We start from the raw sequence: 24,902 nt of genomic DNA, 5'->3' as shown, positions 1-24,902 counted from the left end.
GGACACCCCATGTACATGCTCGAAATGCGCTCGGTCGCCAAGGTCTTCCGCACCGAACAGGTGGAAACCCACGCACTGCGCTCGCTGGAACTGCAGGTCAAGGAAGGCGAATTCGTTGCCGTCACCGGCCCGTCCGGTTCCGGCAAGACCACCTTCCTCAACATCGCCGGCCTGCTGGAAACCTTCACCAGTGGCACCTACATGCTGGACGGCCAGGACGTGAGCACGCTGGGTGATGATGCGCGCAGCCGCCTGCGCAACCAGAAGATCGGCTTCATCTTCCAGGGCTTCAACCTGATCCCGGACCTCAACCTGTTCGACAACGTCGACGTGCCGCTGCGCTATCGCAAGATGAGCGCCAACGAGCGCCGCGAACGCATCGAGAAGGCGCTGACCCAGGTCGGCCTCGGCTCGCGCATGAAGCACTACCCGAACGAGCTGTCCGGCGGCCAGCAGCAGCGCGCGGCGATCGCACGTGCCCTGGCCGGCAGCCCGCGCCTGCTGCTGGCCGACGAACCGACCGGCAACCTGGATACGCAGATGGCCCGTGGCGTGATGGAACTGCTGGAAGAGATCAATGCCGCCGGCACCACCATCGTGATGGTCACCCACGACCCGGAACTGGCCGCACGCGCGCAGCGCAACGTGCACATCGTCGATGGCCAGGTGACCGACCTGGTGCGTGAGCCGGTGCTGGCCACGCCGGTGCGCCACATCGTCGCCGTCAACGAGTGAGGGCCCGACCATGTTCGCCTACTACGCCCGATTGGCGGCGCGCAGCTTCCGCCGCAACAAGGTCCTGACCGCGCTGATGGTGGTTGCCATCGCGCTCGGCATCGGCGCCTCGATGACCACGTTGACCGTGTTCCACGTGTTGTCCGGCGACCCGATCCCCGGCAAGAGCGACCGCCTGTTCTACGTGCAGCTCGATGCCGCGACCGGCGCCTATGTCGCCGGCGAAGAGCCGGAAACCCAACTCACCCGCTTCGACGGTGAAGCGCTGCTGCGCGAAGCCAAGGGTGAACGCCAGGCGCTGATGAGCGGCGGTGGCGGCACCATCGAACCGGACCACAGCACCCTCAAACCCTTCAGCATCGACACCCGCTGGACCTCGGCCGACTTCTTCCCGATGTTCGAGGTGCCCATGCAGTACGGCCGGCCCTGGACGCGCGAGGACGATGAAGGCCGCGCACGCGTGGTGGTCATCTCCAAGGCGCTCAACGACAAGCTGTACCAGGGTGCCAACAGCGTGGGCCGCGACCTGCGCATGGAAGGACAGAGTTACCGCATCGTCGGCGTGATGAAGGAATGGAGCCCGGAGCCGCACTTCTACGACCTGACCACCGGCAGCTACGGCAAGAACGAAGACCTGCTGCTGCCGATCTCCACCTCGTTCGACCTGAAGCTCGGCAACAACGGCAACATGAACTGCTTCGGCGAAAACCCCGACGGCAACAGCTACTCGCTCAATGCACCGTGCGCATGGCTGCAGTACTGGGTGGAGATGGATCCGGCCAAGGCCGGCGACTACCGCCGCTACCTGGAGAACTATTCGACCCAGCAGCGCGAGGCCGGCCGCTTCAAGCATCCGCCGAACGTGCGCCTGCGCACCGTGATGGAATGGCTGGACTTCAATGGTGCAGTCCCCAGCGACGTGCGCCTGCAGCTGTGGCTGGCGCTGGGCTTCCTCGGTGTCTGCCTGGTCAACACGGTAGGCCTGCTGCTGGCCAAGTTCCTGCGCCGCAGCGGTGAGATCGGCGTGCGCCGTGCACTCGGTGCCAGCCGCGGCCAGATCTTCCTGCAGTGCCTGGTGGAAGCCGGCGCGGTCGGCGTGGTCGGTGGCGTGCTGGGCATCGGTCTGGCCCTGCTCGGTCTGTTCGCGGTGCGCCAGCAACCGGTGGAGTACGCCAAGCTGGCCCACCTTGACGGCAACATGCTGCTGCTCGCACTGGGCCTGACCCTGTTCGCCAGCCTCGCCGCCGGTTTCCTGCCCGCCTGGCGCGCCATGCAGGTCACCCCGGCCATCCAGCTCAAGTCGCAGTAAGCACCCGAACGAGGACTCCCATGGACATCCGCCCCATCCTCAGCACGCTGCGCCGGCACAAGACCGCCGCTGCCCTGATCGTGCTGGAAGTCGCACTGACCTGCGCCATCGTCTGCAACGCGCTGTTCCTGGTCAGCCAGCGCGTGGAAAAGATCAGCATGCCCAGCGGCATCGCCGAGAGCGAACTGGTAATGCTGCGCGTCAGTGGCATCGGCAAGCAGACCGACGCCATGGCCCGCACCCGCGAGGACCTGGCATCGCTGCGTGCGATTCCCGGCGTCAGCAACGTCACGATCATCAACCAGATCCCCTTCCGCAACGGTTCCTCCAGCAGCAGCATCTCGCGCGTGATCGACCAGGAACGGCCGACCACCAACGCCTCGATGTACACCCTGTCCGAGAACGGGCTGGCGACGATGGGCATCAATCTGATCGCCGGCCGCGATTTCCTGCCCGACGAGTACCAGAACTTCGAAGACGTCAGCAAGGGCGGCGCCAAGGAAAAGGCCATCCCGGTCATCCTCACCCAGGCCACCGCCGCCAAGATGGAGCCCAATGGCAGTGCGCTGGGCAAGACCTATTACATGGGCAAGCAGTCGCTGCACGTGGTCGGCATCGTCGACACGCTCAGCACGCCCAATGGCTGGAATGACAACTGGACCAACTCGATGCTGCTGCCGATCCGCCGCACCTTCGACGACGGTGGCACCTACATCCTGCGCACCTCGCCCGAACGCCGCCAGGACGTGCTCGACGCCGGTGCCGCCGCGCTGGAACGCAACGACCCGAACCGGCTGATGCGCGACAAGCTGACCTATGAAGACCAGCGCAAGGACTTCTTCAAGAATGACCGCGCGATGGTCGGCCTGCTGATCACCGTCAGCATCTCGCTGCTGGTGGTCACCGCGCTGGGCATCATCGGCCTGGCCAGCTTCTGGGTGCAGCAGCGCAGCAAGCAGATCGGCATCCGCCGTGCGCTGGGCGCCACTCGCGGGCAGATCCTGCGCTACTTCCAGACCGAGAACTTCCTGCTGGCCACGCTGGGCATCGTGCTGGGCATGCTGGCGGCGTACGCGATCAACCTGGCGTTGATGAACCTGTACGAGCTGCCGCGCATGCCGCTGTACTACCTGCCGCTGGGTGCGCTGCTGCTGTGGGTGCTGGGCCAGATCGCGGTGTTCGGTCCGGCCCGGCGTGCGGCGGCGGTACCGCCTGCGGTCGCCACGCGGGGCGCGTGAGATGCGTGCCTGCGCGATGTGCCTGATCCTGCTTCTGCCACTGCCGGCGCTGGCCGGTGGTGGCAGCGCACAGACGCTGGAATGGCGCCAGGATGGAGCGCGGCTGTCGCTGCGCTCGACCGAAGGGCAAGTGCATGTGGAGGCCGCCAGCCCGGAAGCACGCTTCGGCGTGCGCAGCGGTGATCGCATCCTCCGCGTGGACGACACGGCGGTGCGCCGGGTCGAACACCTTGCCGTGGCCCTGCGCCATTCCAACGCAGCCACCGCCTACCTGTTGCTGCGCCGCGACAGACGCGAACTGACGGTGGCGGTCGACGCGGCGGCCTGGCGCCAGGCGCTGGACGCGCCACCGCCACCAGCGCCGCCAGCGCCCCCGGCCCGGCCCCAGCGCTGAGCGAGGGTCGCTCCTGCACAGCCACGGGTTTGGCTATGCTTGATGGGTGGCGCCGGGCTCTCCCGGTGCGTGGACACGAACGGCTCCATCGGCGCCGCCCATCCCTTTCTGCAGAACCGCTTGATGCCCGCGATCCTGATCATCGACGACAACGCCAGCGTGGGCACCGCGCTGGACGTGCTGTTCTCCCTGCACGACATCGACACCCTGCAGGCGCAGACGCCCGCAGACGGGTTGGCTCTGCTCGAATCACAGCCGGTCGACCTGGTCATCCAGGACATGAATTTCAGCGAGGACACCACTTCCGGTGAGGAGGGCGAGGCCCTGTTCGCACAGATCCGTGCGCGCCACCCTGACCTGCCGGTGATCCTGCTGACCGCCTGGACCCACCTGAGCAGTGCGGTGGACCTGGTCAAGGCCGGTGCCGCCGACTACCTGGCCAAGCCCTGGGACGACCGCAAGCTGATGACCACGGTCAACAACCTGCTGGAACTGTCCGAGGCACGCCGCGAGCTGGACCGCCGGCGCACGCGTGAACTGCGCCAGCGCAATGCGCTGGAAGCGAAGTACGACCTGTGCGGTGCAGTGGTCGCCGATCCGGCCAGCGAGCGTGTGGTCACCCTGGCCTGTCAGGTTGCACGCTCGGAACTGCCGGTGCTGATCACCGGCCCCAACGGCGCCGGCAAGGAAAAGATCGCGCAGATCATCCAGGCCAATTCACTGGTGGCCAAGGGTCCGTTCGTGGCGGTCAACTGCGGCGCGCTGCCCTCGGAACTGATCGAAGCCGAGCTGTTCGGTGCCGAAGCCGGTGCATATACCGGCGCCAACAAGGCACGCGAAGGCAAATTCGAAGCCGCCGATGGTGGCACCCTCTTCCTGGATGAGATCGGAAACCTGTCGCTGGGCGGGCAGATGAAACTGCTGCGTGTGCTGGAAACCGGCCGCTTCGAGCGCCTGGGCTCCAACCGCGAACGCCAGGTCAAGGTCCGCGTGGTCAGCGCGACCAATGCCGACCTGCCGGCGATGATCCGCGACGGCACCTTCCGCGAAGACCTCTATTACCGCCTCAATACGGTGGAACTGGTGCTGCCGCCGCTGGCCGAACGACCGGGCGACATCGTGCCGCTGGCCGAGCGCTTCCTGGCCGCCGGCAAACCGCTGTCCAGCGCGGCCACCGCAGCGCTGCAGCGGCATCCGTGGCCGGGCAACGTGCGCGAACTGCGCAACGTGATCCAGCGTGCCGAACTGCTGGCCACCGGCAACCGTATCGAAGTGGGCGATCTCAACCTGCCGCGCGCAGCCGTCGCACCGCGACCCGCACCCAGCGCAGGCAATGATCCCGACCGCGCACGCATCGAGGATGTACTGGCGCGCAACCATGGCGTCATCGCCCAGGCCGCCGCCGAGCTTGGCCTGAGCCGCCAGGCGCTGTACCGGCGCATGGACCGCCACGGTATTCCACGCGAATGAAACGACGCTCGTTCACTTTCCGCCTGTTCCTGCGCCTGCTGCCGGTGTTGGCACTGGCGGCGGCACTGCCGTGGCTGCTGGCCTACTGGATGGACCATGGTTGGGTGGTGACCACGGTATCGGCGCTGATCCTGCTGTCGCTGATGTGGTGGACCCTGCGCCGCGCGACGGCGCCGGTACGCTCGCTGATGCGTGCGCTGGCGGGTACCACCAGCAGTTATCGCGACGGCGAATACAACTTCGGCGTGCACTGGCCTGGGAACGACGAGCTGGGCGATCTGGTGCAGGCCCACCGCGAGCTGGGCGACGTACTGCGCGCGCAGCGACAGGGACTGGTGCAACGCGAGCTGCTGCTGGACACCATGGTGCAGAACACACCGGTGGCGATGCTGCTGATCGCCTCCGGCGGTGATGGCGTGGCCCGCGTGGTGTTCTCAAACCTGGCGGCGCGCAAGCTGCTGCACGGCGGCTGGAAGCTGGAAGGCCAGCGCCTGGAAGACGTTCTGGAACAGGTGCCGGTGGAACTGCGCGATGCCATCGCCCGTGGCGGTGACAGCCTGTTCGCGGTACATGCCGATGGCGAAGACGGCGACGAGGACGATGAGCAGGTCTACCACCTCTCGCGCCGCGCGTTCCAGCTCAACGGCCGCCCGCACGACCTGTTGCTGGTGCGGCTGCTGACGGCTGAACTGCGCCGCCAGGAAGTGCAGACCTGGAAGAAGGTGATCCGGGTGATCAGCCACGAGCTCAACAACTCCCTTGCGCCGATCGCTTCGCTCGCCCATTCCGGCGGCGTGCTGGTGCAGCGCGAGCGCTTCGACCGGCTGCCCGAGATCTTCACCACCATCGAGGACCGCGCGCGCCATCTGGAAGGCTTCATCCGCGGCTATGCACGCTTTGCCAAGCTGCCGCAGCCGCAGCTGCAGACCGTGCACTGGGCACCGTTCCTGTCCAGCCTGCGCCAGCAGATTCCGTTCGGCATGGATCGCGAGCCGGACGAGGCGCTGAGCAGCCGCATCGACATCGCGCAGTTCGGGCAGGCGTTGTTGAACCTGCTCAAGAACGCACATGAAGCGTGCGCCGAAGCCGATCCACCCAACGATGACGTGCAGGTGCAGCTGACGCGGCTGCCGCAGTGGCTGCGCCTGGACGTGCTGGATCGTGGCAAAGGCATGAACGAACAGGTGCTGCAGAACGCACTGATGCCGTTCTATTCGACCAAGCGCAACGGCACCGGGCTGGGGCTGGCGCTGACGCGCGAGATCGTGGAGGCACACGGCGGGCGCGTGTCACTGCAGAATCGCGGCGATGGTGGATTGTGCGTGTCGATCCTGCTGCCGGTGGGTTGAGCGGGTCGATCGGGGCTGCCGGTAGTCGCCCCCTGGTCGGCCAGTCAGTAGATCCACGCCATGCGTGGATATGTCGACCAAGGTCGGCAGCTACCAGGCGCGCCGCATCGCGACCCGCAGATGCATCGGAAACCCGAGCGCGGCCTCTTCGGCCATCACCGACTGCAGTCCGGCTCCCCACTCCGCCTCCGGCACGGCGGCGAACCCTTCGCTGGCATAGAAGCCCGCATTCCACGGCACGTCGGACAACGTGGACAGCACCGCCGAGCGATAGCCTTCCACCCGGGCCTGCACCAATGCGTGGCGCAACAACGCGCGCCCAAGACCTTGCCGCGCATGCGCAGGATCCACATCCATCTGCAACACGTGGAACTCACCCGCCAGTTCGCCGGCAAGCAGATAGCCGGCGATGCCACCGTCAGCCGCGTCCACCACCCACAGCTGCCGGCGCTCGAGGCCCTCCTGTAATGTCGCCAGGTCCAGGCCATGCCCGGCGAACACCGGATAGGCCTCATGGCCCTTCAACAGCTCGCCGGCGCGCTGCTCGATGCTGGGCAGCACACCGAGTTCTTCGGCGCGAGGAAGGCGGGGCTCAGGACTTCTTGAGCGGGCGCTTCCAGCCATCGATGGTTTCCTGTCGTGCACGCGCCAGTGTCAGCTTGCCATCCGGCGCGTTGCGGGTGATGACCGAACCGGCGGCAATGGTCGCCCCGTCGCCAATGGTCACCGGCGCTACCAGCGAACTGTTGGAGCCGATGAACGCGTTGTCGCCGATGGTGGTGGTCGACTTGTTCACGCCATCGTAGTTGCAGGTGATGGTGCCGGCGCCGATGTTCACCTTGCTGCCGATCACCGCATCGCCCAGGTAGGTGAGGTGATTGGCCTTGCTGCCCACACCCAGCGTGACCTTCTTGGTCTCGACGAAGTTGCCGACGTGCACGCCATCGGCCAGCACGGTGCCCGGGCGCAGCCGCGCGAACGGGCCGATCTGCGCAGCGCCTTCGGTGACCACGCCTTCCAGATCGCAATGCGCGCGCACCTCGGTGCCCGGCCCGAGGTTGACGTCCTTCAGGCGGTTGAACGGGCCGACGGTGACGCCGTCACCGAGCACGATGTTGCCTTCCAGCACCACGTCGACATCGATCAGCACGTCGCTGCCGACGGTGACGGTGCCGCGGATGTCCAGCCGTGCCGGGTCGCGCACGCGCGCGCCCTGCGCGCACAGCGCACGCACCGCGCGACGCTGCCAGGCACGCTCCAGCTGCGACAGCTGCCAGGGGTCGTTTGCACCTTCGGCCTCCTGCGCATCGGCCACCAGCGCCATTTCGGCCGGTGTGTACTCGTGCGCGGCAAAAGCAAAGACATCGGTGAGGTAGTACTCGCCCTGTGCGTTGCTGTTCGACAGCTGCGACAGCCAGCGGCGCAGCGCGGTCGATTCCGCGGCGATGATGCCGGTGTTGATCGTACGCACGCGCAGCTGGTCATCGGTGGCGTCCTTCTGCTCGATGATCGCGCCGACCTTACCCTCGGCATCGCGCAGCACGCGGCCATAGCCGGTCGGGTCATCCACCTCGGCCACAAGTACCGCCAGCCGGCCCGGCTGCGCCAGAAGGTCGCGCAGGGTCTGCGCACGGATCAGCGGCACATCGCCGTACAGGACCAGCACCTGCGCCAGGTCGGGAACCTGGGGCATCGCCTGCGCCACCGCGTGGCCGGTGCCGAGCTGTTGCGCCTGCTCGGCCCATTGCAGGTCGGGCTGTCCGGCGAAGTACTGACGCACCGCCTCACCGCCATGGCCATGGACCACGTGTATCGCCGTCGGCTGGAGCTCACGGGCCGCATCGATCACGTGCGCCAGCATCGGCTTGCCCGCGATCGGCTGCAGCACCTTCGGCAGCACCGACTTCATGCGCTTGCCAGCGCCGGCGGCGAGGATGATGACGTGCAGGGGTTGGGTCATGGGAACGGCAGTCCGTGGTTCGTTGCCGATGATTCTAGAGCGTGCGCCGTTAACATGGGCATCCCTCCCCCTTCGCCATGCCGATGAGCCTCATCCGCCAGGGAAGCGCCTACCTCGTCATCGGGCTCGTGCAGCTGCTGCTCGACTGGCTCGTGTTCGTGGCCGCCACCGCGCTGGGCATGCCAGTGGCGCCGGCCAACGTCGCCGGGCGCCTGGCCGGCATGCTGCTGGGCTTCTGGCTCAACGGCCGCTACACCTTCGCCGAGGCGGGCGCACACAGGCTGGGCTGGAAGCGCTTTGCCCGCTTCTTCGGGCTGTGGCTGCTGATGACCGCGGCAAGCACGCTGCTGGTGAGCCTGGTGGACCACGCACTGGGCCTGCAGTACACCTGGCTGGCCAAGCCGCTGGTGGAAGGTGCGCTGGCCTGTGTGTCGTTCCTGTTGATGCGCTACGTGGTGTTTCGCTGAGACGGCGCCAGGATCTGGAAGCGGAACCGGAACGGTAGAGGCGACTGTTGGTCGACTGCTCTTCCGTGAGGTCGCGAAAATCCCACGCTGCGCGCGGTAGTCGACTCTGCCCAGCCACCCAAACAAAAACGCCGGCACAAGGCCGGCGTTTTCGTGGATGCAGCGCGTGAACCTCAGTGCTTGAGGGTCTTGCGCAGGCGTTCCAGGGCCTGCAGCTGGACAACGGCTTCGGCCAGCTTCTGCTGGGCTTCGGCCACTTCCATGGCTTCACCGCGGTTGGCCAGGATGCGCTCGGCTTCTTCCTTGGCCTTGCGGACCGAGGCTTCGTCGATGTCCTGCGCGCGGATCGCGGTGTCGGCCAGCACGGTCACCACCTGCGGCTGAACTTCCAGGATGCCGCCGGAAATGGCGAAATCCAGCTGCTCGCCGTTCGGCGTGGTCACCACCACCTTGCCCGGCTTCAGGCGGGTGATCAGCGGCGCGTGCTTGGGCGCGATGCCCAGTTCGCCCAGCTCACCGGTGGCCACGACCAGGGTCGCTTCGCCACGGAAGATTTCCTGCTCGGCGCTGACGATGTCGCAACGGATCGTGCTCATGCAAATCTCTTCGCTGTTCGCGGCGGCGCAATGCCACCGTGGGAGTCCACCGGCGCGGGCGGTTGCCCGGCGCCGGCGTCAGGTCGGGCAGGATCGCTCCCGCCCGCCCCGGATCAGGCCTTCTCGGCCATCTTCTTGGCCTTCTCGACCGCTTCTTCGATGCCGCCGACCATGTAGAACGCCTGCTCCGGCAGGTGGTCGTACTCGCCATCGACGATGGCCTTGAAGCCACGAATGGTGTCCTTCAGAGGCACGTACTTGCCCGGCGAACCGGTGAACACTTCGGCCACGTGGAACGGCTGGCTGAAGAAGCGCTCGATCTTACGGGCGCGCGACACGGCCTGCTTGTCCTCTTCGGACAGTTCGTCCATGCCCAGGATCGCGATGATGTCCTTCAGTTCCTTGTACTTCTGCAGGGTCTGCTGGACGCGCTGGGCGGTGTCGTAGTGCTCGTGGCCGATGACCAGCGGATCCATCTGGCGGCTGGTGGAGTCCAGCGGATCGACGGCCGGGTAGATACCCAGCGAGGCGATCGAACGCGACAGGGTGACGGTCGAGTCCAGGTGGGCGAAGGTGGTCGCCGGCGACGGGTCGGTCAGGTCGTCCGCGGGAACGTAGACGGCCTGGATCGAGGTGATCGAGCCATTCTTGGTCGAGGTGATGCGCTCCTGCAGGACGCCCATTTCCTCGGCCAGGGTCGGCTGGTAACCCACGGCGGACGGCATGCGGCCCAGCAGTGCCGACACTTCGGTACCGGCCAGGGTGTAGCGGTAGATGTTGTCGACGAACAGCAGGACGTCCTTACCCTTGCCGTTTTCGTCCTTCTCGTCGCGGAAGTACTCGGCCATGGTCAGGCCGGTCAGGGCGACGCGCAGACGGTTGCCCGGCGGCTCGTTCATCTGGCCGTACACCATCGCCACCTTGTCGAGGACGTTGGAGTCCTTCATTTCGTGGTAGAAGTCGTTGCCCTCACGGGTACGCTCACCCACGCCGGCGAACACGGACAGACCGCTGTGCGCCTTGGCGATGTTGTTGATCAGCTCCATCATGTTGACGGTCTTGCCGACGCCGGCGCCGCCGAACAGGCCGACCTTGCCGCCCTTGGCGAACGGGCACATCAGGTCGATGACCTTGATGCCGGTTTCCAGCAGCTCGGTGGCCGGGGACTGGTCTTCGTACGACGGCGCCGCACGGTGGATTTCCCAGTTGTCGCTGGCAGCCACCGGGCCGGCTTCGTCGATCGGACGGCCGAGCACGTCCATGATGCGGCCCAGGGTGCCGGCGCCGACCGGCACCGAGATGCCACGACCGGTGTTGGTGGCGACCAGGTTGCGCTTCAGGCCGTCGGTGGAACCGAGGGCGATGGTACGCACCACGCCGTCGCCCAGCTGCTGCTGGACTTCAAGGGTGATTTCGGTGTTGTCGACCTTCAGCGCGTCGTACACCTTCGGCACCGACTCACGCGGGAATTCGACGTCGACGACCGCGCCGATGATCTGAACGATCTTGCCCTGACTCATTGCTGCATCCTCTAAATGTGTGCTTTGAACGAACGCGGTCAGACTGCTGCCGCGCCGCCGACGATTTCGGAGATTTCCTGGGTGATCGCTGCCTGGCGCGCCTTGTTGTAGACGAGCTGCAGGGTGCCGATCAGCTTGTTGGCGTTGTCGCTCGCCGCCTTCATCGCAACCATGCGTGCTGCATGCTCGGAGGCGACGTTTTCCAGCAGTGCCTGGTACACCAGCGACTCGATGTAACGCGTCATCACGTGCTCCAGCACGGTCGCGGCATCGGGTTCGTACAGGTAATCCCAGTCGTGGTGAGCGACCTGCTTCTCAGCCGGCGGCAGCGGCAGCAGCTGATCGAAGCTGGCCTTCTGCGTCATGGTGTTCACGAAGCGGTTGTAGACCAGGTACACACGGTCGACCTTGCCTTCGGTGAAGGCGTCGAGCATGACCTTGATCACACCGATCAGCGATTCCAGCTTCGGCACGTCGCCGATGTGGGTCACGCTGCCGACCATGTTGACCTTCACGCGTCGGAAGAAGGTCGATGCCTTCTGGCCGATGGTCACCAGGTCCACTTCAGCACCCTTGTCCTGCCATGCCTTGGCTTCGCCCAGCATCTTGCGGAACAGGTTGTTGTTCAGGCCGCCGGCCAGGCCGCGATCGGAGGAGATCACGATGAAACCGACCCGCTTGACCTGCTCGCGCTCGACCAGGAACGGATGCTGGTAGTCGGTGCTGGCCTGGGCCAGATGACCGATCACCTGCTTCATCGCCTGCGCGTACGGACGCGAGGTCTTCATCCGATCCTGCGCCTTGCGGATCTTGGAGGCCGAGACCATTTCCAGGGCGCGCGTCACCTTGCGGGTGTTCTGCACGCTCTTGATCTTGGTTTTGATTTCGCGTCCGCTTGCCATCTCTTGTTTCCCGTGGCGCGGGGCTGATGCCCCGCGTTGTTCAACCGTTTGTCATCTGGTCCAGCGGAGCCAGCGGCTCCGCTCTACAGGACCGCGATTACCAGCTGCCGGTGGTCTTGAACTCGGCGATGCCCTTCTTGAAGGCACCTTCGATGTCGTTGTCCCAACCGCCGGTGGCGTTGACCTTGCTGATCAGCTCGCCCTGGGTGTTGGCGAAGTGGGCGTGCAGGCCTTCTTCGAACGCCAGCAGCTTGTTGACCGGCACGTCGTCGAGGTAACCCTCGTTGACGGCGTAGATCGACAGCGCCTGGTTGGCGATCGACATCGGCGCGTACTGCTTCTGCTTCATCAGCTCGGTGACGCGCTGGCCACGCTCCAGCTGCTTGCGGGTCGCTTCGTCCAGGTCCGAGGCGAACTGCGCGAACGCAGCCAGCTCGCGGTACTGGGCCAGCGAGATACGGATGCCGCCCGACAGCTTCTTGATGATCTTGGTCTGGGCCGAGCCACCGACGCGCGACACCGAGATACCCGCGTTCACGGCCGGGCGGATGCCGGCGTTGAACAGGTCGGTTTCCAGGAAGATCTGGCCGTCGGTGATCGAGATCACGTTGGTCGGAACGAAGGCGGACACGTCGCCGGCCTGGGTTTCGATGATCGGCAGCGCGGTCAGCGAACCGGTCTTGCCGGTGACCTTGCCTTCGGTGAACTTCTCGACGTACTCCTCGGACACGCGGGCTGCGCGCTCAAGCAGACGGGAGTGCAGGTAGAACACGTCACCCGGGTAGGCTTCACGACCCGGTGGGCGCTTCAGCAGCAGCGAGATCTGGCGGTAGGCGACGGCCTGCTTGGACAGATCGTCGTACACGATCAGCGCGTCTTCGCCGCGGTCCATGAAGTACTCACCCATGGTGCAGCCCGAGTAGGCGCTGATGTACTGCATGGCAGCCGATTCGGAAGCGGTCGCGGCCACCACGATGGTGTGGGCCAGCGCGCCGTTCTCTTCCAGCTTGCGCACGATGTTGGCGATGGTCGAAGCCTTCTGGCCGATCGCAACGTACACGCACTTGATGCCGGTGCCCTTCTGGTTGATCACCGCATCGATCGCCATCGCGGTCTTGCCGGTCTGGCGGTCGCCGATGATCAGCTCGCGCTGGCCACGGCCGATCGGGATCATCGAGTCGACCGACTTGTAACCCGTCTGCACCGGCTGGTCGACCGACTTGCGCCAGATCACGCCCGGAGCAACGCGCTCCACCGGAGCGGTCAGGTCGGTGCCCAGCGGGCCCTTGCCGTCGATCGGCTCGCCCAGCGCGTTCACGACGCGGCCCAGCAGTTCCGGACCGACCGGCACTTCCAGGATGCGGCCGGTGGTCTTGGCGACGTCACCTTCGCGCAGGTGCTCGTAGTCACCCAGGACCACGGCGCCGACCGAGTCGCGCTCCAGGTTCAGGGCCAGTGCGAAGGTGTTGTTCGGCAGTTCGATCATTTCGCCCTGCATCACGTCGGCCAGACCGAAGATGCGCACGATGCCGTCGGACACGCTGGTCACGGTGCCTTCGTTGCGCGATTCCGCGGCCAGCTTGACCTTCTCGATGCGGTTCTTGATCAGTTCGCTGATTTCGGAGGGGTTGAGCGTGGTTGCCATCGTCAAGTCCTAGTGCCGGCAGCGGGGCCGGACGTTAAATGAATTCAGTTAGCGAGCGCGGTCTGCAGACGGGCCAGCTTGCCCTTCAGCGAACCATCGATGACCACGTCGCCGGCGTCGATCACGGCGCCGCCGATCAGCGAGGCATCGACCGCGGTGGTCACGTCGACCTCGCGGTTGAAGCGCTTGCGCAGCGCGACCTTGATCGCGTCCAGTTCACCGGCCGACAGTTCGGCGGCCGAGGTGACGGTGGCCTTGACCACGTGCTCGGCTTCGGCGCGCAGGGCGTCGAACATGCCGGAGATTTCCGGCAGCAGCGGCAGACGATGCGATTCGGCCAGGATGGCCAGGAAGCGCGAGTAGGTCTCGCCGTGCGACACCGGCGCCAGCAGGGCGACGGCGTCGTCACGACCCAGCTCCGGGTTGGCGAGCAGGGCCGCCACGCGCGGGTCGGCGGCGACGTGGGCGGAGAACGCCAGGGCGTCCGACCACGGCGCGAACGCGCCTTCGTCGCGCGCGGTCGCGAACGCGGCGCGGGCGTACGGGCGGGCAAGCGTGAGGGCCTGGCTCATCCTTAGATCTCCGAGGCCAGCTCGTCGAGCAGCGCCTTGTGGGCGTTGGCGTCGATTTCGCGCTTGAGCAGCTTTTCGGCACCGGTCACGGCCAGCGCGGACACCTGCTTGCGCAGATCTTCACGGGCACGGTTGGCGGCGGCGTCGATTTCAGCCTGGGCCAGTTCCTTCTGACGGGTGGCTTCGGTGATCGCTTCGTTGCGGGCAGCATCGACGATCTGGTTGGCACGTGCGTGGGCCTGATCGATGATCTCGTTGGCCTTGGTGCGTGCTTCCTTCAGCGCTTCGTTGACCTTCTCCTGCGCCTGGGCCAGATCTTTCTGGCTGCGGTCGGCAGCAGCGAGGCCTTCAGCAATCTTCTGCTGGCGCTCTTCGATCGCGTTCATCAGCGGCGGCCAGATCTTGGTCGCGATGATCCAGATCAGACCAGCGAAGGCCAGCGCCTGCGCAAGAAGGGTGAAATTGATATTCATGGTTAGCTCGATCGCTGGTTTCGGGGTGGACGCGCCGCCGTAGCGGCGCATCCGGCCTTCATCCGAAACCGGGTGCATCAGCACCCGGTCGTCTCAAACCGCTGTATCAGCCGGCCAGAGCCTTGGTGACGGCGCCAGCGAAGGCAGCCGACAGCGGGTTGGCGAAGGCCAGCAGCAGGCCGACGGCGACCGAGATGATGAACGCGGCGTCGATCAGGCCGGCGGTGATGAACATGCGGACCTGCAGGACCGGGATCAGTTCCGGCTGGCGGGCGGCCGACTCCAGGAACTTACCAGCCATGATGGCCAGACCCAGACCGGCGCCCAGCGCGGCCAGGCCGATCATGATGCCGACGGCAAGGGCGGTGGAGCTCTGAATCTGCGCGAAGTTGGTCAGGACGGCGAAGTACATGGTTATCTCCAGGAACTTAAGTTGCTAAGGGTGATGAAACGGATGAAGGTTGAAACGCGTTGAAGCTTGAAACTCAGTGAGCGTCTTCCGACAGGCTCAGGTACACGATCGACAGCATCATGAAGATGAAGGCCTGCAGCGGGATCACCAGCAGGTGGAACAGCATCCAGCCGAGGCCGAACACACCACCGGCAATGGCACCGAAGAAACCGGCACCACCCAGCACCCAGATCAGCAGGAACACGATTTCGCCGCCGAACATGTTGCCGAACAGTCGCATCGCCAGCGAGATCGGCTTGCTCAGCCACTCGACGATGTTGAGGATCAGGTTGAACGGCATCATCCACTTGCCGAACGGCGCCGTCAGGAATTCCTTGATGAAGCCGCCAAGGCCCTTCGACTTCAGTGCGAAGAACAGCATCAGGAAGAACACGCTGATGGCCATGCCCAGGGTGGCATTGACGTCAGCGGTCGGGACCGGCTTCCAGTAGTGCACGCCCACCCATTCCAGCGGCTTGGCGATGAAATCGGCCGGGATCATCTTCAGCAGATTCATCAGCAGAATCCAGAAGAAGATGGTGATGGCGATCGGCGTGACCAGCTTGCTCTTGCCGTGGTAGGTGTCCTTGGCCTGGCGGTCGACGAACTCCAGGCAGATTTCCACGAAGGCCTGCCACTTGCCCGGCACACCGGCGGTGGCCTTGCGGGTGCCCAGCCAGAACGCGACAACGATCACCAGGCCCATCAGGACCGCGGTGAGGAAGGTATCGACGTGGATATGCCAGAACATACCCTCACCCTTGCCGACCGGCGCGGTCAGGTTGTGCAGGTGATGCTGGATGTAGCTGGTAGGGGTTAGAGCCTCGCCCGCCATGTGTCCGGAACCTTCAGTTAATTGAATTCTGTCAACGCCTGGCCATCGCCAGGACCTGGAACATCAAGCCGACGGCGATACCGGCCAACAGCGCCAATGCAGGCAGCTTGAAGACCAGGAACCCCACCAGCAGGACGCCGAAAACCACGACCCACTTGGCTACGATCGCAATGATCAGGCGAGCCATCGCCGATCCTGCTGCCACCGCTCCCCCGCCCAGTGCCATCCGCGCCGCCACCCAGCCACCGGCCGAAATGGCCACACCGGACGCCAGCGCGCCGAGGGCGTATTTCGGACCCACCAGCAGGAAGGCCAGGGCCAGGACAGCGACCGCGGCCAGCGGGTAGACCGCGGCGCGCAGCATCAGTCGCCGACCCGCATCAACGGAGTTCAGCACAGGACGTCCCGCGTGGTTGCAAGTGGAGGGCTGAGGCGGCTACAGCAGGGGGGCCTCATCGAGCCGCCAAATTATAGCAATGGGACAATTTGCGAGACAACCGCTGCCTGTTCATCCCGGGAAGCCGCAAGTTGCGGTAACGGTTACATTTTTGCGTGCCACCCGGGGGACAATGACGTCCGTATGATGCTGCGGCGCAATATTGAACTTTGGTCGCATCCGGCGGAACTTTCGCCCAACGCACCGGTCCGATCTTTCGACCTGCCTGCAGCAACCTCGTCGACGCTCCGCCCCGCAGGTCCCACGATGGCCCCGAAGCCCGGCTCCGGGGCCATCTTTTTGCATCGTGGCGACAGCGCTGAACCGTGCACATCGCGTGGACCATACGTTCACGGATGGTGGACGCGCCTGTCCGGCACAGTGGATTTCATTCTGATGAACCACTGCAAGGACTCTTCGATGCGCTCCGTTCCCACCCTGCTCGCCCTCTCCCTGCTTGCCGCCGGCGCTTCGTTCGCCACTGCCGCCCACGCCGCCGAAGGCGATGATCGCTTCGCCCTGCGCCTGGGTGCGATGAACATCGACTCGGACAATACCCTGCGTGGCAAGACCAACGTCGCCGGCCAGGACATCGGCTTCTCGGAGGACTTCAAGCTGGGGGGCAAGGAATGGGAGCCGCGCATCGACGGCATGTTCCGCATCAGCAACCGCCAGCGCCTGCTGTTCAACTACTTCAAGTACGACAAGGACCGTCGCGAGACCCTCGGCCAGGACATTTCCTTCGGTGACGTCAACGTGCCGTCCGGCAGCTTCGTCAAGGGCGAGCTGAAGTACCAGGTGGCCAGCCTGGTCTATGACTACTCGGTGGTGGACACCGACACCTTCGATCTCGGCCTGCAGCTGGGTGCCGAGTACGCCAAGGTCAGCACCAAGGCATACGCGGATCTGGGCACCGTCTACGAAGGCCAGTTCCTCAACGAAAAGACCGACGGCGTAGCACCGGTGGTCGGCGCACGACTGAGCTTCACTCCGTCGGAGAAGTGGATGATCACGCTGCAGGGCCAGTACCTCAACACGCGCTGGGGCAGCTTCGACGACTACAAGGGCGACCTGAGTCGCGCCAACGCCATCGTCGACTACCGCTTCACCAAGAACTTCGGCGTGTTCGCCGGCTACGACTGGTTCAAGCTCGATGCGGACAAGAAGGGCAGCGACGGCACCATCGGCCTGAAGCAGGAATTCAAGGGCCCGGTGGCAGGCGTCAGCTTCGTGTTCTGATCCCCCGCTCCTTCCACACGCTCTCTCCTGGCGCGGCCTCCTGAACATCGGGGCCGCGCTTTTTTGTTTGCGACGCGGAGCTATGGGTAGAGTCGACTGTTAGTCGACTGCTTTCAGTCGTGATGCGGAAGAACCCGCGCTGCGCGCGCAAGTCGACTAACAGTCGACTCTACCGAAGCTGGGCATCACGGCGGCTGTTGCAGTGGCTCTGCGGCTAGACCGTCCGCAAGCCGAGCCGCTACGCGGGTGGCAGGCGTTTGGACAAAGTAAAGGAGGAGGCGACCGCCGCAGGCGGGCGACGGGGGACATTTGTCGAAATGCCTGCCACCCGCGCAGTGGCCCGGACCCTCGCGATGACAACAGCCGAAGATATTCCTGCAGCCAACAAAAAAACCCCGGCAGGAACCGGGGCTTTTCGTTTGGAACGGCGCGGGCGCCCTACTTCTTCTTCGGCATGTACAGATCGGTGATCGTGCCGTCGTAGATTTCCGAGGCCATCGCCACCGATTCGCTCAGCGTCGGGTGCGCGTGGATGGTGTGGCCGATGTCTTCGGCTTCCGCACCCATCTCGATGGCCAGGCCGATCTCGGCCAGCAGGTCGCCGGCATGCACGCCAACGATCGCGCCACCGATGATGCGGTGGGTCTCTTCGTCGAAGATCAGCTTGGTGAAGCCTTCGGTACGGCCGATGCCGATCGCGCGGCCGCTGGCGGCCCACGGGAACTTGGCCACGCCCACCTTCAGGCCCTTGGCCTTGGCTTCGGTCTCGGTCACGCCGACCCAGGCGATTTCCGGGTTGGTATAGGCCACCGACGGAATCACGCGCGCCACCCACTCCTTCTTGTGGCCGGCAGCCACTTCAGCGGCCAGCTTGCCCTCGTGCGTGGCCTTGTGCGCCAGCATCGGGTTGCCGACGATGTCGCCGATGGCAAAGATGTGCGGCACGTTGGTGCGCATCTGACGGTCAACCGGAATGAAGCCACGGTCGGTGACCTGCACGCCGGCCTTCTCGGCATCGATCTTCTTGCCGTTCGGCGAGCGGCCCACGGCCACCAGCACACGGTCGAAGGTGCCCTGCGCCAACGCAGGCGCCTGGCCTTCCTCGGCGGCTTCGAAGGTGACGGTGATGCCCTTGGCATCGGCGGTGACGCCCGAGGCCTTGGTCTTCAGGTGCACGTCGATGCCCTGCTTCTTCAGGCGGTCGGCCAGCGGCTTGACCAGGTCCTTGTCGGCGCCCGGCATCAGCTGGTCCATGAACTCGACCACGGTGACCTTGCTGCCCAGCGCGCCATACACGGTGGCCATTTCCAGGCCGATGATGCCGCCGCCGACGACCAGCAGCGAGGCCGGCACGTCGGCCAGCTCCAGCGCGTCGGTGGAATCCATCACGCGCTTGTCGTCCCACGGGAAGTTCGGCAGCTTCACCGCCTGCGAACCGGCGGCGATGATGCACTTCTGGAAGCGCAGCAGCTGGGTGCTGCCGTCAGCGGCGGTGATTTCCAGCTCGTTGGCGGAAACGAACTTGCCCACGCCCTGCACACTGCGGACCTTGCGCTGCTTGGCCATGCCGGCCAGGCCCTTGGTCAGCTGGTTGACGACCTTTTCCTTGTACTGGCGCAGCTTGTCCAGGGTGATGGTCGGCTTGCCGAACTCGACGCCGAAATCACCGGCGTGGGCGACTTCGTCGATCACCGCGGCGGCATGCAGCAGCGCCTTTGACGGGATGCAGCCGACATTGAGGCAGACGCCGCCGAGGCTGGCGTAGCGCTCGACGAGCACCGTATCCAGGCCGACGTCGGCGGCGCGGAAGGCGGCGGTGTAGCCGCCCGGGCCCGAGCCCAGCACGACCATTTCGCATTCGATGTCGGCCGGCTTGCCGCTGGACAGCGCCGGCTTCGGTGCCGCCGGCTCGGCCGGGGCGCGGTGCGACGGAGTCACCGGCGGCTTGCTGGCCGGGGCGGCTGCAGCCAGGGCCGGCGCGGCGGCCTTGGCCGGGGCTTCGGCGGCGCCTTCGGCATCCAGCAGCACGACCACGGCGCCTTCGGACAGGGTGTCGCCCAGCTTGACCTTGATTTCCTTGACCACGCCGGCGGCCGAGGACGGCACTTCCAGGGTGGCCTTGTCCGACTCCAGGGTCACCAGGCCCTGGTCCTTCTTCACCGTGTCGCCGACGGCGACCAACACTTCAATCACCGGCACATCGCTGTAATCGCCGATGTCGGGAACCTTGACTTCAATCGTGGCCATGGTGGGTTTTCCTCGTGCCCGGCCGGCATGGCCGGCGGGCTGTCACTGCATCTGTTCACGCGGCCGCGCCAGGGGCAGCGGCCGCACGGTGGGGGCGAAGCGGTGCCTTACAGCAGCACGCGGCGCATGTCGGCCAGTACCTGCGACAGGTACGTGGTGAAGCGTGCGGCCAGGGCGCCGTCGATGACGCGGTGGTCGTAGCTCAGCGACAGCGGCAGCATCAGCTTCGGTGCGAATTCCTTGCCGTTCCAGACCGGCTGGATGGACGACTTGGAGACGCCGAGGATGGCCACTTCCGGTGCATTGACGATCGGGGTGAACGCGGTGCCACCGATGCCACCCAGCGAGCTGATCGAGAAGCAGCCGCCGCTCATGTCGGCCGGGCCAAGCTTGCCATCGCGCGCCTTCTTGGCCAGTTCGCCGGTTTCCTGCGCGATCTGCACCACGCCCTTCTTGTCCACGTCGCGGATGACCGGCACGACCAGGCCGTTCGGCGTATCGGCGGCGAAGCCGATGTGGAAGTACTTCTTCAGGGTCAGGTTTTCACCGCTGGCATCGAGCGAGGCGTTGAATTCCGGGAACTTCTTCAGCGCAGCGGCGCTGGCCTTGATCAGGAAGGCAAGCATGGTCAGCTTGATGCCGGCCTTCTCGTTTTCCTTGTTCAGCGCCACGCGCAGGCCTTCCAGATCGGTGATGTCGGCCTGTTCGAACTGGGTGACGTGCGGGATCATCGCCCAGTTGCGGGCCAGGTTGGCGCCCGAGATCTTCTTGATGCGCGACAGCGGCTGCACTTCGGTCTCGCCGAACTTGCTGAAGTCGACCTTCGGCCACGGCAGCAGGTTCAGGCCACCACCACCAGCAACGGCGCCACCGGCAGCCGCCGGCACGCCACCGCTGAGGGCGGCCTTGACGAACTTCTGCACGTCACCCTTGGTGATGCGGCCGCCCTTCTCGGTGCCGCTGATCTGCAGCAGGTCCACGCCCAGCTCGCGGGCGAACACGCGCACGGCCGGGGTGGCGTACGGCACCTTTGCCGGCAGCACGCCATCGGCGTTGAACTGCACCGGCGGGCTGGACGGAGCACCGGCCGAGGCGATCTCGCGGGCGGCCAGCTTGTCCGGCTGGGCCGGAACGGCGACCGGCTCAACCTTGGTAGCAGTCTCGGCAGCGGCCGGAGCGGCGGCCGCAGCGGCCTTGCTCGGGGCCGGCGCGGCAGCGCCTTCGGCTTCGATGATGGCGACCACATTGCCCTGCGACAGAGTGTCGCCAACCTTGACCTTGATCTCCTTGACCACACCGGCCACCGAAGACGGCACTTCCATGGTGGCCTTGTCGCTTTCCAGGGTGACCAGGCCCTGGTCCTTCTTGACCGTGTCGCCCACGGCCACCAGCACTTCGATGACCGGAATGCCGGAGTAATCGCCGATATCCGGCACCAGCGCTTCCACCGCACCGCCGCTGGCGGCCGGAGCGGCCGGCGCAGCTGCGGCCGGGGCCGGCGCACTCTGGGTAGCAGCAGCCGGGGCAGCGGCCTTGGCCGGTGCCGGCGCAGCCGCCGCCGGCTTGGCGGCTTCGCCTTCGGCCACTTCGATCAGGGCCACGACCTTGCCTTCGGACAGGCTGTCGCCGACCTTGACCTTCAGTTCCTTGACCACACCGGCCACCGAGGACGGCACTTCCATGGTCGCCTTGTCGCTTTCCAGCGTCACCAGGCCCTGGTCCTTCTTGACCGTGTCGCCGACGGCGACAAGCACCTCGATTACCGGGATATCGCTGTAGTCACCGATATCGGGGACAAGTGCTTCCTTGATTTCGGCCATGGGGATAACTCCGGCAATCTGGTGTAGGGAAACGTCTATTGTGCGGCCAGCGGGGGCCAGCGCCAACCGTTACAGGTGTTTTCAGTACGCACGCAGCCGGGACAGGCTGTTGCCCATGGGGTGCGGCCGCGACCAGTCGGTAGCGTATTGTCCGGACGATGTCCGCTTCATGTCGCCAGCGCGTCGGCCACCGGCTGCCAGGCCACACGCAGGCGCGGCAACGACCAGGCCGCATTGGCCGGGCTGGTGGAAGGCAGCGCCATCAGCCGGGGTGGGGCCTCCAGCCATGGCAGCACCCAGCGCTGGAACGCCAGCATCGATGCACCGCCGTTGCAACCGATCAGCTCCAGCTCAGGAAGGGAGGCGATCAATGCCGGCAGCGCATTGGGTACTTCCGTGCCGCGCACGATGTGCGCATCCAGGCTGCCGCGACGTTCGCATTGGCCGATGACATCCCACAGGCCGACACCTGCCGCCTGCACTGCCTGCAACCGCTGTGCATACGGCAGGCCCGCATCAAACCCGCAGATATCAGCCATCAGCGGCCAGAAACGATTGCGTGGATGGGCGTAGTAGCGCTGCTCCTGCAATGACGCCGCGCCCGGCATCGAGCCCAGCAACAGCACCCGGCATTGCACGTTCACCTGCGCTTGCAGGCCGGTGCACAACGTTGCTTCGCTCACATCTTCTCCAACTGCATGAATGTCGGCACGCGCGGAAAACCCCATGGAAACAGGCTTTTCGCACTGCTCGCTGAACAAGGAAAACTATTTTTTAACGCGCGTCGGATTCGATTCATGTTGAGGCGACTACGGTGTGCTCGCCCCGCAACCGGGGGCCCAAAACAAGAAACACTAGGAGATACCCCCATGCGCTCCATCCGTATCCTGAGTCTCGCCCTGCTGACCTCCGCCGCCTTCGCGCCGGCCGCTTTCGCCCAGGACAGCAGCTCCACCGATACCGCTTCGGGCAAGCATTTTGCCGTGGTTGGCGGCGTCGCGCTGCTGCAGCCGAAGAATGATCCGATCGACGGCATCAAGAAGGTCGATGGCGGTCCGGCGCCGACCGTCAGCTTCAGCTACTACATCAACGACAACTGGGCCGTTGAACTGTGGGGCGCCGCCGACAAGTTCGACCACAAGGTGAAGGGCCCGAACAATGCCCGTCTGGGCAACGTCGAGCAGCAGCCGGTCGCGCTGAGCGGCCAGTACCACTTCGGCCAGGCTGACAACGTGTTCCGTCCGTTCGTGGGCGTGGGCTACTACCAGTCCAGCTTCAGCAATGAAACGCTGGCTGACGGCAGCAGCTCCGACATCCGCCTCAAGGATGCCAAGGGTGTGATCGGCACCGTCGGCGTGGACATGAACATCAACTCCACCTGGTTCGCCCGTGCCGATGCCCGCTACATGCGTTCGCGTCCGGACGTGAAGGTCGGCGGCGAGAAGATCGGCGAAGCAAAGATGGATCCGTGGACCGTCGGCTTCGGCATCGGCGCCCGCTTCTGATCCAGGCAGTACCGGCTTCATTGATGTAACGCGACGGGCCCTGCGGGGCCCGTCGTCGTTTCCGTCACCTGCGTTCCGCCTGTAGAGCCGAGCCCATGCTCGGCTGCTTTTTTGTAGAGTCGAGCTTGCCCGGCCACCCAGAAAGCAGCCGAGCATGGGCTCGGCTCTACATGAACAGGACACGGAGGCACGATGCACGAAGTCGACCTGCTGGTGATCGGTGGCGGCATCAACGGCGCTGGCATCGCCCGTGATGCGGCCGGCCGCGGCCTGCAGGTGCTGTTGTGCGAGCAGGATGACCTGGCCGCGCACACCTCCAGCGCCAGCAGCAAGCTGATCCACGGCGGCCTGCGCTACCTGGAACAGGGCGAGTTCGGACTGGTGCGCAAGGCACTGGGTGAACGCGAAGTGGTACGCCGGCAGGCCCCTCATCTGGTCCGTCCGTTGCGCTTCGTACTGCCATGGGAACCCCACCTGCGACCGCGCTGGATGCTGCGCACGGGCCTGTGGCTGTATGACCGTCTCGGCCGGCGCAGCCCGGCGTTCCCCGCCTCGCGCGCACTGGACCTGCAACGCGACCCGCTCGGCCCCTGGCTCTCCCCGGATCTGCGGCAGGCCTTCAGCTACGCCGATGCGCAGGTCGACGACGCGCGGCTGGTGCTGCTCAATGCGTTGGACGCCGCCCAGCGTGGCGCACGGGTGCATGTGCGCAGCCGCTGCGTCGAACTGCGCCCTGTGCAGGGCCGTTGGCAGGCCACGCTGGAAGCCACCGACGGCCGGCAGCAAACGGTGATCGCCCACGCCGTTGCCAATGCGGCCGGTCCCTGGGCAGGAGGCCTGCTGGAACGGATGCAGGCGCGCGATGGCGGCCCTGCCCTGCGCCTGGTACAGGGCAGCCACATCGTGCTGCGCCGGCCCTGGCCCGACGACAGTGCCTGCCTGCTTCAGCAACCCGATGGCCGCGTGGTGTTCCTGCTGCCCTTCGCCCACGACCACCTGCTGGTCGGCACCACCGACACCGACTACCGCGGCAACCCGGCCCGATGCAGCGTGCTGCCTTCCGAAGTGGACTATCTGTGCGAGGCCGCCAATCGCTACCTGCGCGAACCCATCACCCCGGAAGACGTGGTCTGGCAGTTCGCAGGGGTTCGCCCGTTGCTGGCCGATCCGGACCCGCGTGCAGCGAAGCTGAGCCGTGACTACCGCCTGCAACTGCAGTCCGGCCCGGCGCCTGCACTGCACGTGCTGGGCGGCAAGCTGACCACGTACCGGGTGCTGGCCGAAGAAGCGCTGGAGCTGCTGCGCCCTGCCCTGCTGCAGATGGGACCGGCATGGACAGCAGCGGGCCACCCGCTGCCGGGCAGCGACTGGGGCGACGCCGCGCAGGCGTACTCCCGCCTGCAGGCATTGGCACCGTGGCTGCCCTCCTGTACGGCGCAGCGTTGGGCCGAGGCCTACGGCAGCCGCAGTGCTGCGCTGCTGCAGGGCGCGCACGGCCTGGAAGATCTTGGCGAGGACCTTGGTGCGGGCCTGCACGCGCGCGAGGTCACCTTCCTGCGTGACCACGAATGGGCGCGTAGCGCTGAAGACGTGCTGTGGCGAAGGAGCAAGCTGGGATTGCGGCTGGACGCCGCCCAGGTGGCCCGGCTACAGGCGTGGATGGGGCAACCCACCCTGTAGAGGCGGGCGCGGCGGGGCGGGGGGGGGGGCAGTGGGGGCGGCCGGGGGCGGGGGGAGCC

The 24,902-nt window shown here is 65.8% G+C and carries 23 protein-coding genes and 1 pseudogene; 10 read left to right on the top strand and 14 right to left on the bottom strand.

Features of this window, described 5'->3' with window-relative positions; all coding sequences use genetic code 11:
- The first annotated feature begins 9 nt into the window (after nt 1-9).
- From V3B41_RS18275 to V3B41_RS18250, 6 genes and pseudogenes are all read left to right on the top strand, one after another.
- Nucleotides 10-735 carry an ABC transporter ATP-binding protein gene (locus V3B41_RS18275; protein ID WP_049429240.1) on the top strand — a complete coding sequence of 242 codons (726 nt, stop codon included), beginning with the start codon at nt 10-12 and terminating at the stop codon, nt 733-735.
- Between the two features lie 10 nt (nt 736-745).
- A complete protein-coding gene (locus V3B41_RS18270; RefSeq protein WP_329861763.1) occupies nt 746-2,044 on the top strand; it encodes an ABC transporter permease in 1,299 nt (432 codons plus the stop codon).
- Between the two features lie 20 nt (nt 2,045-2,064).
- Nucleotides 2,065-3,282, top strand: coding sequence for an FtsX-like permease family protein (locus tag V3B41_RS18265; RefSeq protein WP_049429239.1), 1,218 nt, complete (start codon nt 2,065-2,067; stop codon nt 3,280-3,282).
- Nucleotide 3,283: 1 nt separating this feature from the next.
- Nucleotides 3,284-3,676 carry a PDZ domain-containing protein gene (locus V3B41_RS18260; protein WP_049429238.1) on the top strand — a complete coding sequence of 131 codons (393 nt, stop codon included), beginning with the start codon at nt 3,284-3,286 and terminating at the stop codon, nt 3,674-3,676.
- A gap of 123 nt (nt 3,677-3,799) precedes the next feature.
- A complete protein-coding gene (locus tag V3B41_RS18255; protein ID WP_049429264.1) occupies nt 3,800-5,146 on the top strand; it encodes a sigma-54 dependent transcriptional regulator in 1,347 nt (448 codons plus the stop codon).
- Nucleotides 5,071-6,495: pseudogene (locus V3B41_RS18250) on the top strand (HAMP domain-containing sensor histidine kinase); the annotation flags it as partial. The gene V3B41_RS18255 and the pseudogene V3B41_RS18250, both read left to right, overlap by 76 nt.
- Nucleotides 6,496-6,585: 90 nt before the next feature.
- On the opposite strand, the gene V3B41_RS18245 reads toward V3B41_RS18250, so the two are convergent.
- Nucleotides 6,586-7,119: a GNAT family N-acetyltransferase gene (locus tag V3B41_RS18245; protein WP_049429236.1), complete on the bottom strand. Its 534-nt coding sequence runs from the start codon at nt 7,117-7,119 to the stop codon at nt 6,586-6,588.
- On the bottom strand, nt 7,088-8,455 hold the full coding sequence (gene glmU / locus V3B41_RS18240) for a bifunctional UDP-N-acetylglucosamine diphosphorylase/glucosamine-1-phosphate N-acetyltransferase GlmU (protein ID WP_049429235.1): 1,368 nt from the start codon (nt 8,453-8,455) through the stop codon (nt 7,088-7,090). The genes V3B41_RS18245 and glmU overlap by 32 nt, the downstream gene beginning before the upstream one ends.
- An 83-nt stretch (nt 8,456-8,538) precedes the next feature.
- Between glmU and V3B41_RS18235 the strand changes: the two genes are divergently transcribed.
- The gene (locus V3B41_RS18235; protein WP_329861762.1) at nt 8,539-8,922 is read left to right on the top strand and encodes a GtrA family protein; all 384 of its coding nucleotides are present in this window, start codon (nt 8,539-8,541) and stop codon (nt 8,920-8,922) included.
- A gap of 173 nt (nt 8,923-9,095) precedes the next feature.
- On the opposite strand, the gene V3B41_RS18230 is transcribed toward V3B41_RS18235, so the two are convergent.
- From V3B41_RS18230 to V3B41_RS18190, 9 genes are all read right to left on the bottom strand, one after another.
- Entirely contained in the window at nt 9,096-9,518 is a 423-nt protein-coding gene (locus tag V3B41_RS18230) for a F0F1 ATP synthase subunit epsilon (protein ID WP_005411127.1), read from the bottom strand.
- Between the two features lie 113 nt (nt 9,519-9,631).
- Nucleotides 9,632-11,038 carry a F0F1 ATP synthase subunit beta gene (gene atpD / locus V3B41_RS18225; RefSeq protein WP_049429233.1) on the bottom strand — a complete coding sequence of 469 codons (1,407 nt, stop codon included), beginning with the start codon at nt 11,036-11,038 and terminating at the stop codon, nt 9,632-9,634.
- A 38-nt stretch (nt 11,039-11,076) separates the two neighbouring features.
- Nucleotides 11,077-11,940, bottom strand: a complete 864-nt coding sequence (atpG, locus tag V3B41_RS18220) for a F0F1 ATP synthase subunit gamma (RefSeq protein ID WP_006471334.1) — start codon at nt 11,938-11,940, stop codon at nt 11,077-11,079.
- A 97-nt stretch (nt 11,941-12,037) separates the two neighbouring features.
- Nucleotides 12,038-13,585: a F0F1 ATP synthase subunit alpha gene (gene atpA, locus V3B41_RS18215; RefSeq protein WP_005419511.1), complete on the bottom strand. Its 1,548-nt coding sequence runs from the start codon at nt 13,583-13,585 to the stop codon at nt 12,038-12,040.
- 44 nt (nt 13,586-13,629) lie between these two features.
- On the bottom strand, nt 13,630-14,157 hold the full coding sequence (locus V3B41_RS18210) for a F0F1 ATP synthase subunit delta (protein WP_005411131.1): 528 nt from the start codon (nt 14,155-14,157) through the stop codon (nt 13,630-13,632).
- Between the two features lie 2 nt (nt 14,158-14,159).
- Nucleotides 14,160-14,630 carry a F0F1 ATP synthase subunit B gene (locus tag V3B41_RS18205; RefSeq protein ID WP_005419512.1) on the bottom strand — a complete coding sequence of 157 codons (471 nt, stop codon included), beginning with the start codon at nt 14,628-14,630 and terminating at the stop codon, nt 14,160-14,162.
- Between the two features lie 106 nt (nt 14,631-14,736).
- Nucleotides 14,737-15,042: a F0F1 ATP synthase subunit C gene (atpE, locus tag V3B41_RS18200; protein WP_005411133.1), complete on the bottom strand. Its 306-nt coding sequence runs from the start codon at nt 15,040-15,042 to the stop codon at nt 14,737-14,739.
- 73 nt (nt 15,043-15,115) lie between these two features.
- The gene (gene atpB / locus V3B41_RS18195) at nt 15,116-15,916 is read right to left on the bottom strand and encodes a F0F1 ATP synthase subunit A (RefSeq protein ID WP_010481316.1); all 801 of its coding nucleotides are present in this window, start codon (nt 15,914-15,916) and stop codon (nt 15,116-15,118) included.
- Nucleotides 15,917-15,947: 31 nt separating this feature from the next.
- Nucleotides 15,948-16,313 (bottom strand): hypothetical protein, encoded by a 366-nt coding sequence (locus tag V3B41_RS18190; protein WP_014648497.1) that lies wholly within the window; start codon nt 16,311-16,313, stop codon nt 15,948-15,950.
- 459 nt (nt 16,314-16,772) lie between these two features.
- Here V3B41_RS18190 and V3B41_RS18185 point away from each other — a divergent pair, with 459 nt between their 5' ends.
- On the top strand, nt 16,773-17,591 hold the full coding sequence (locus V3B41_RS18185; protein ID WP_049429263.1) for a hypothetical protein: 819 nt from the start codon (nt 16,773-16,775) through the stop codon (nt 17,589-17,591).
- Nucleotides 17,592-18,029: 438 nt separating this feature from the next.
- Here the strand turns inward: V3B41_RS18185 and lpdA are convergent, their stop codons facing one another.
- The 3 genes from lpdA to V3B41_RS18170 all read right to left on the bottom strand — a co-directional run bounded on the left by lpdA (nt 18,030) and on the right by V3B41_RS18170 (nt 22,341).
- Nucleotides 18,030-19,838, bottom strand: coding sequence for a dihydrolipoyl dehydrogenase (lpdA, locus tag V3B41_RS18180; RefSeq protein WP_329861761.1), 1,809 nt, complete (start codon nt 19,836-19,838; stop codon nt 18,030-18,032).
- A gap of 107 nt (nt 19,839-19,945) precedes the next feature.
- The gene (gene aceF, locus V3B41_RS18175) at nt 19,946-21,658 is read right to left on the bottom strand and encodes a dihydrolipoyllysine-residue acetyltransferase (RefSeq protein WP_100443694.1); all 1,713 of its coding nucleotides are present in this window, start codon (nt 21,656-21,658) and stop codon (nt 19,946-19,948) included.
- Nucleotides 21,659-21,825: 167 nt separating this feature from the next.
- Nucleotides 21,826-22,341: a DNA-deoxyinosine glycosylase gene (locus V3B41_RS18170; protein ID WP_197620385.1), complete on the bottom strand. Its 516-nt coding sequence runs from the start codon at nt 22,339-22,341 to the stop codon at nt 21,826-21,828.
- Nucleotides 22,342-22,527: 186 nt separating this feature from the next.
- Between V3B41_RS18170 and V3B41_RS18165 the strand changes: the two genes are divergently transcribed.
- On the top strand, nt 22,528-23,163 hold the full coding sequence (locus V3B41_RS18165) for an OmpW family outer membrane protein (protein ID WP_005411140.1): 636 nt from the start codon (nt 22,528-22,530) through the stop codon (nt 23,161-23,163).
- A 192-nt stretch (nt 23,164-23,355) separates the two neighbouring features.
- Complete coding sequence (gene glpD, locus V3B41_RS18160; RefSeq protein WP_329861760.1) at nt 23,356-24,843, top strand: glycerol-3-phosphate dehydrogenase; 1,488 nt, start codon at nt 23,356-23,358, stop codon at nt 24,841-24,843.
- Nucleotides 24,844-24,902 lie beyond the last annotated feature (59 nt).

The organism is Stenotrophomonas sp. SMYL89 (genome assembly GCF_036319985.1).
Lineage (GTDB): Bacteria > Pseudomonadota > Gammaproteobacteria > Xanthomonadales > Xanthomonadaceae > Stenotrophomonas > Stenotrophomonas maltophilia_Q.
The sequence above is the reverse complement of the archived record's forward strand: the minus strand, read 5'-3'. Positions and strand labels throughout refer to the sequence as shown.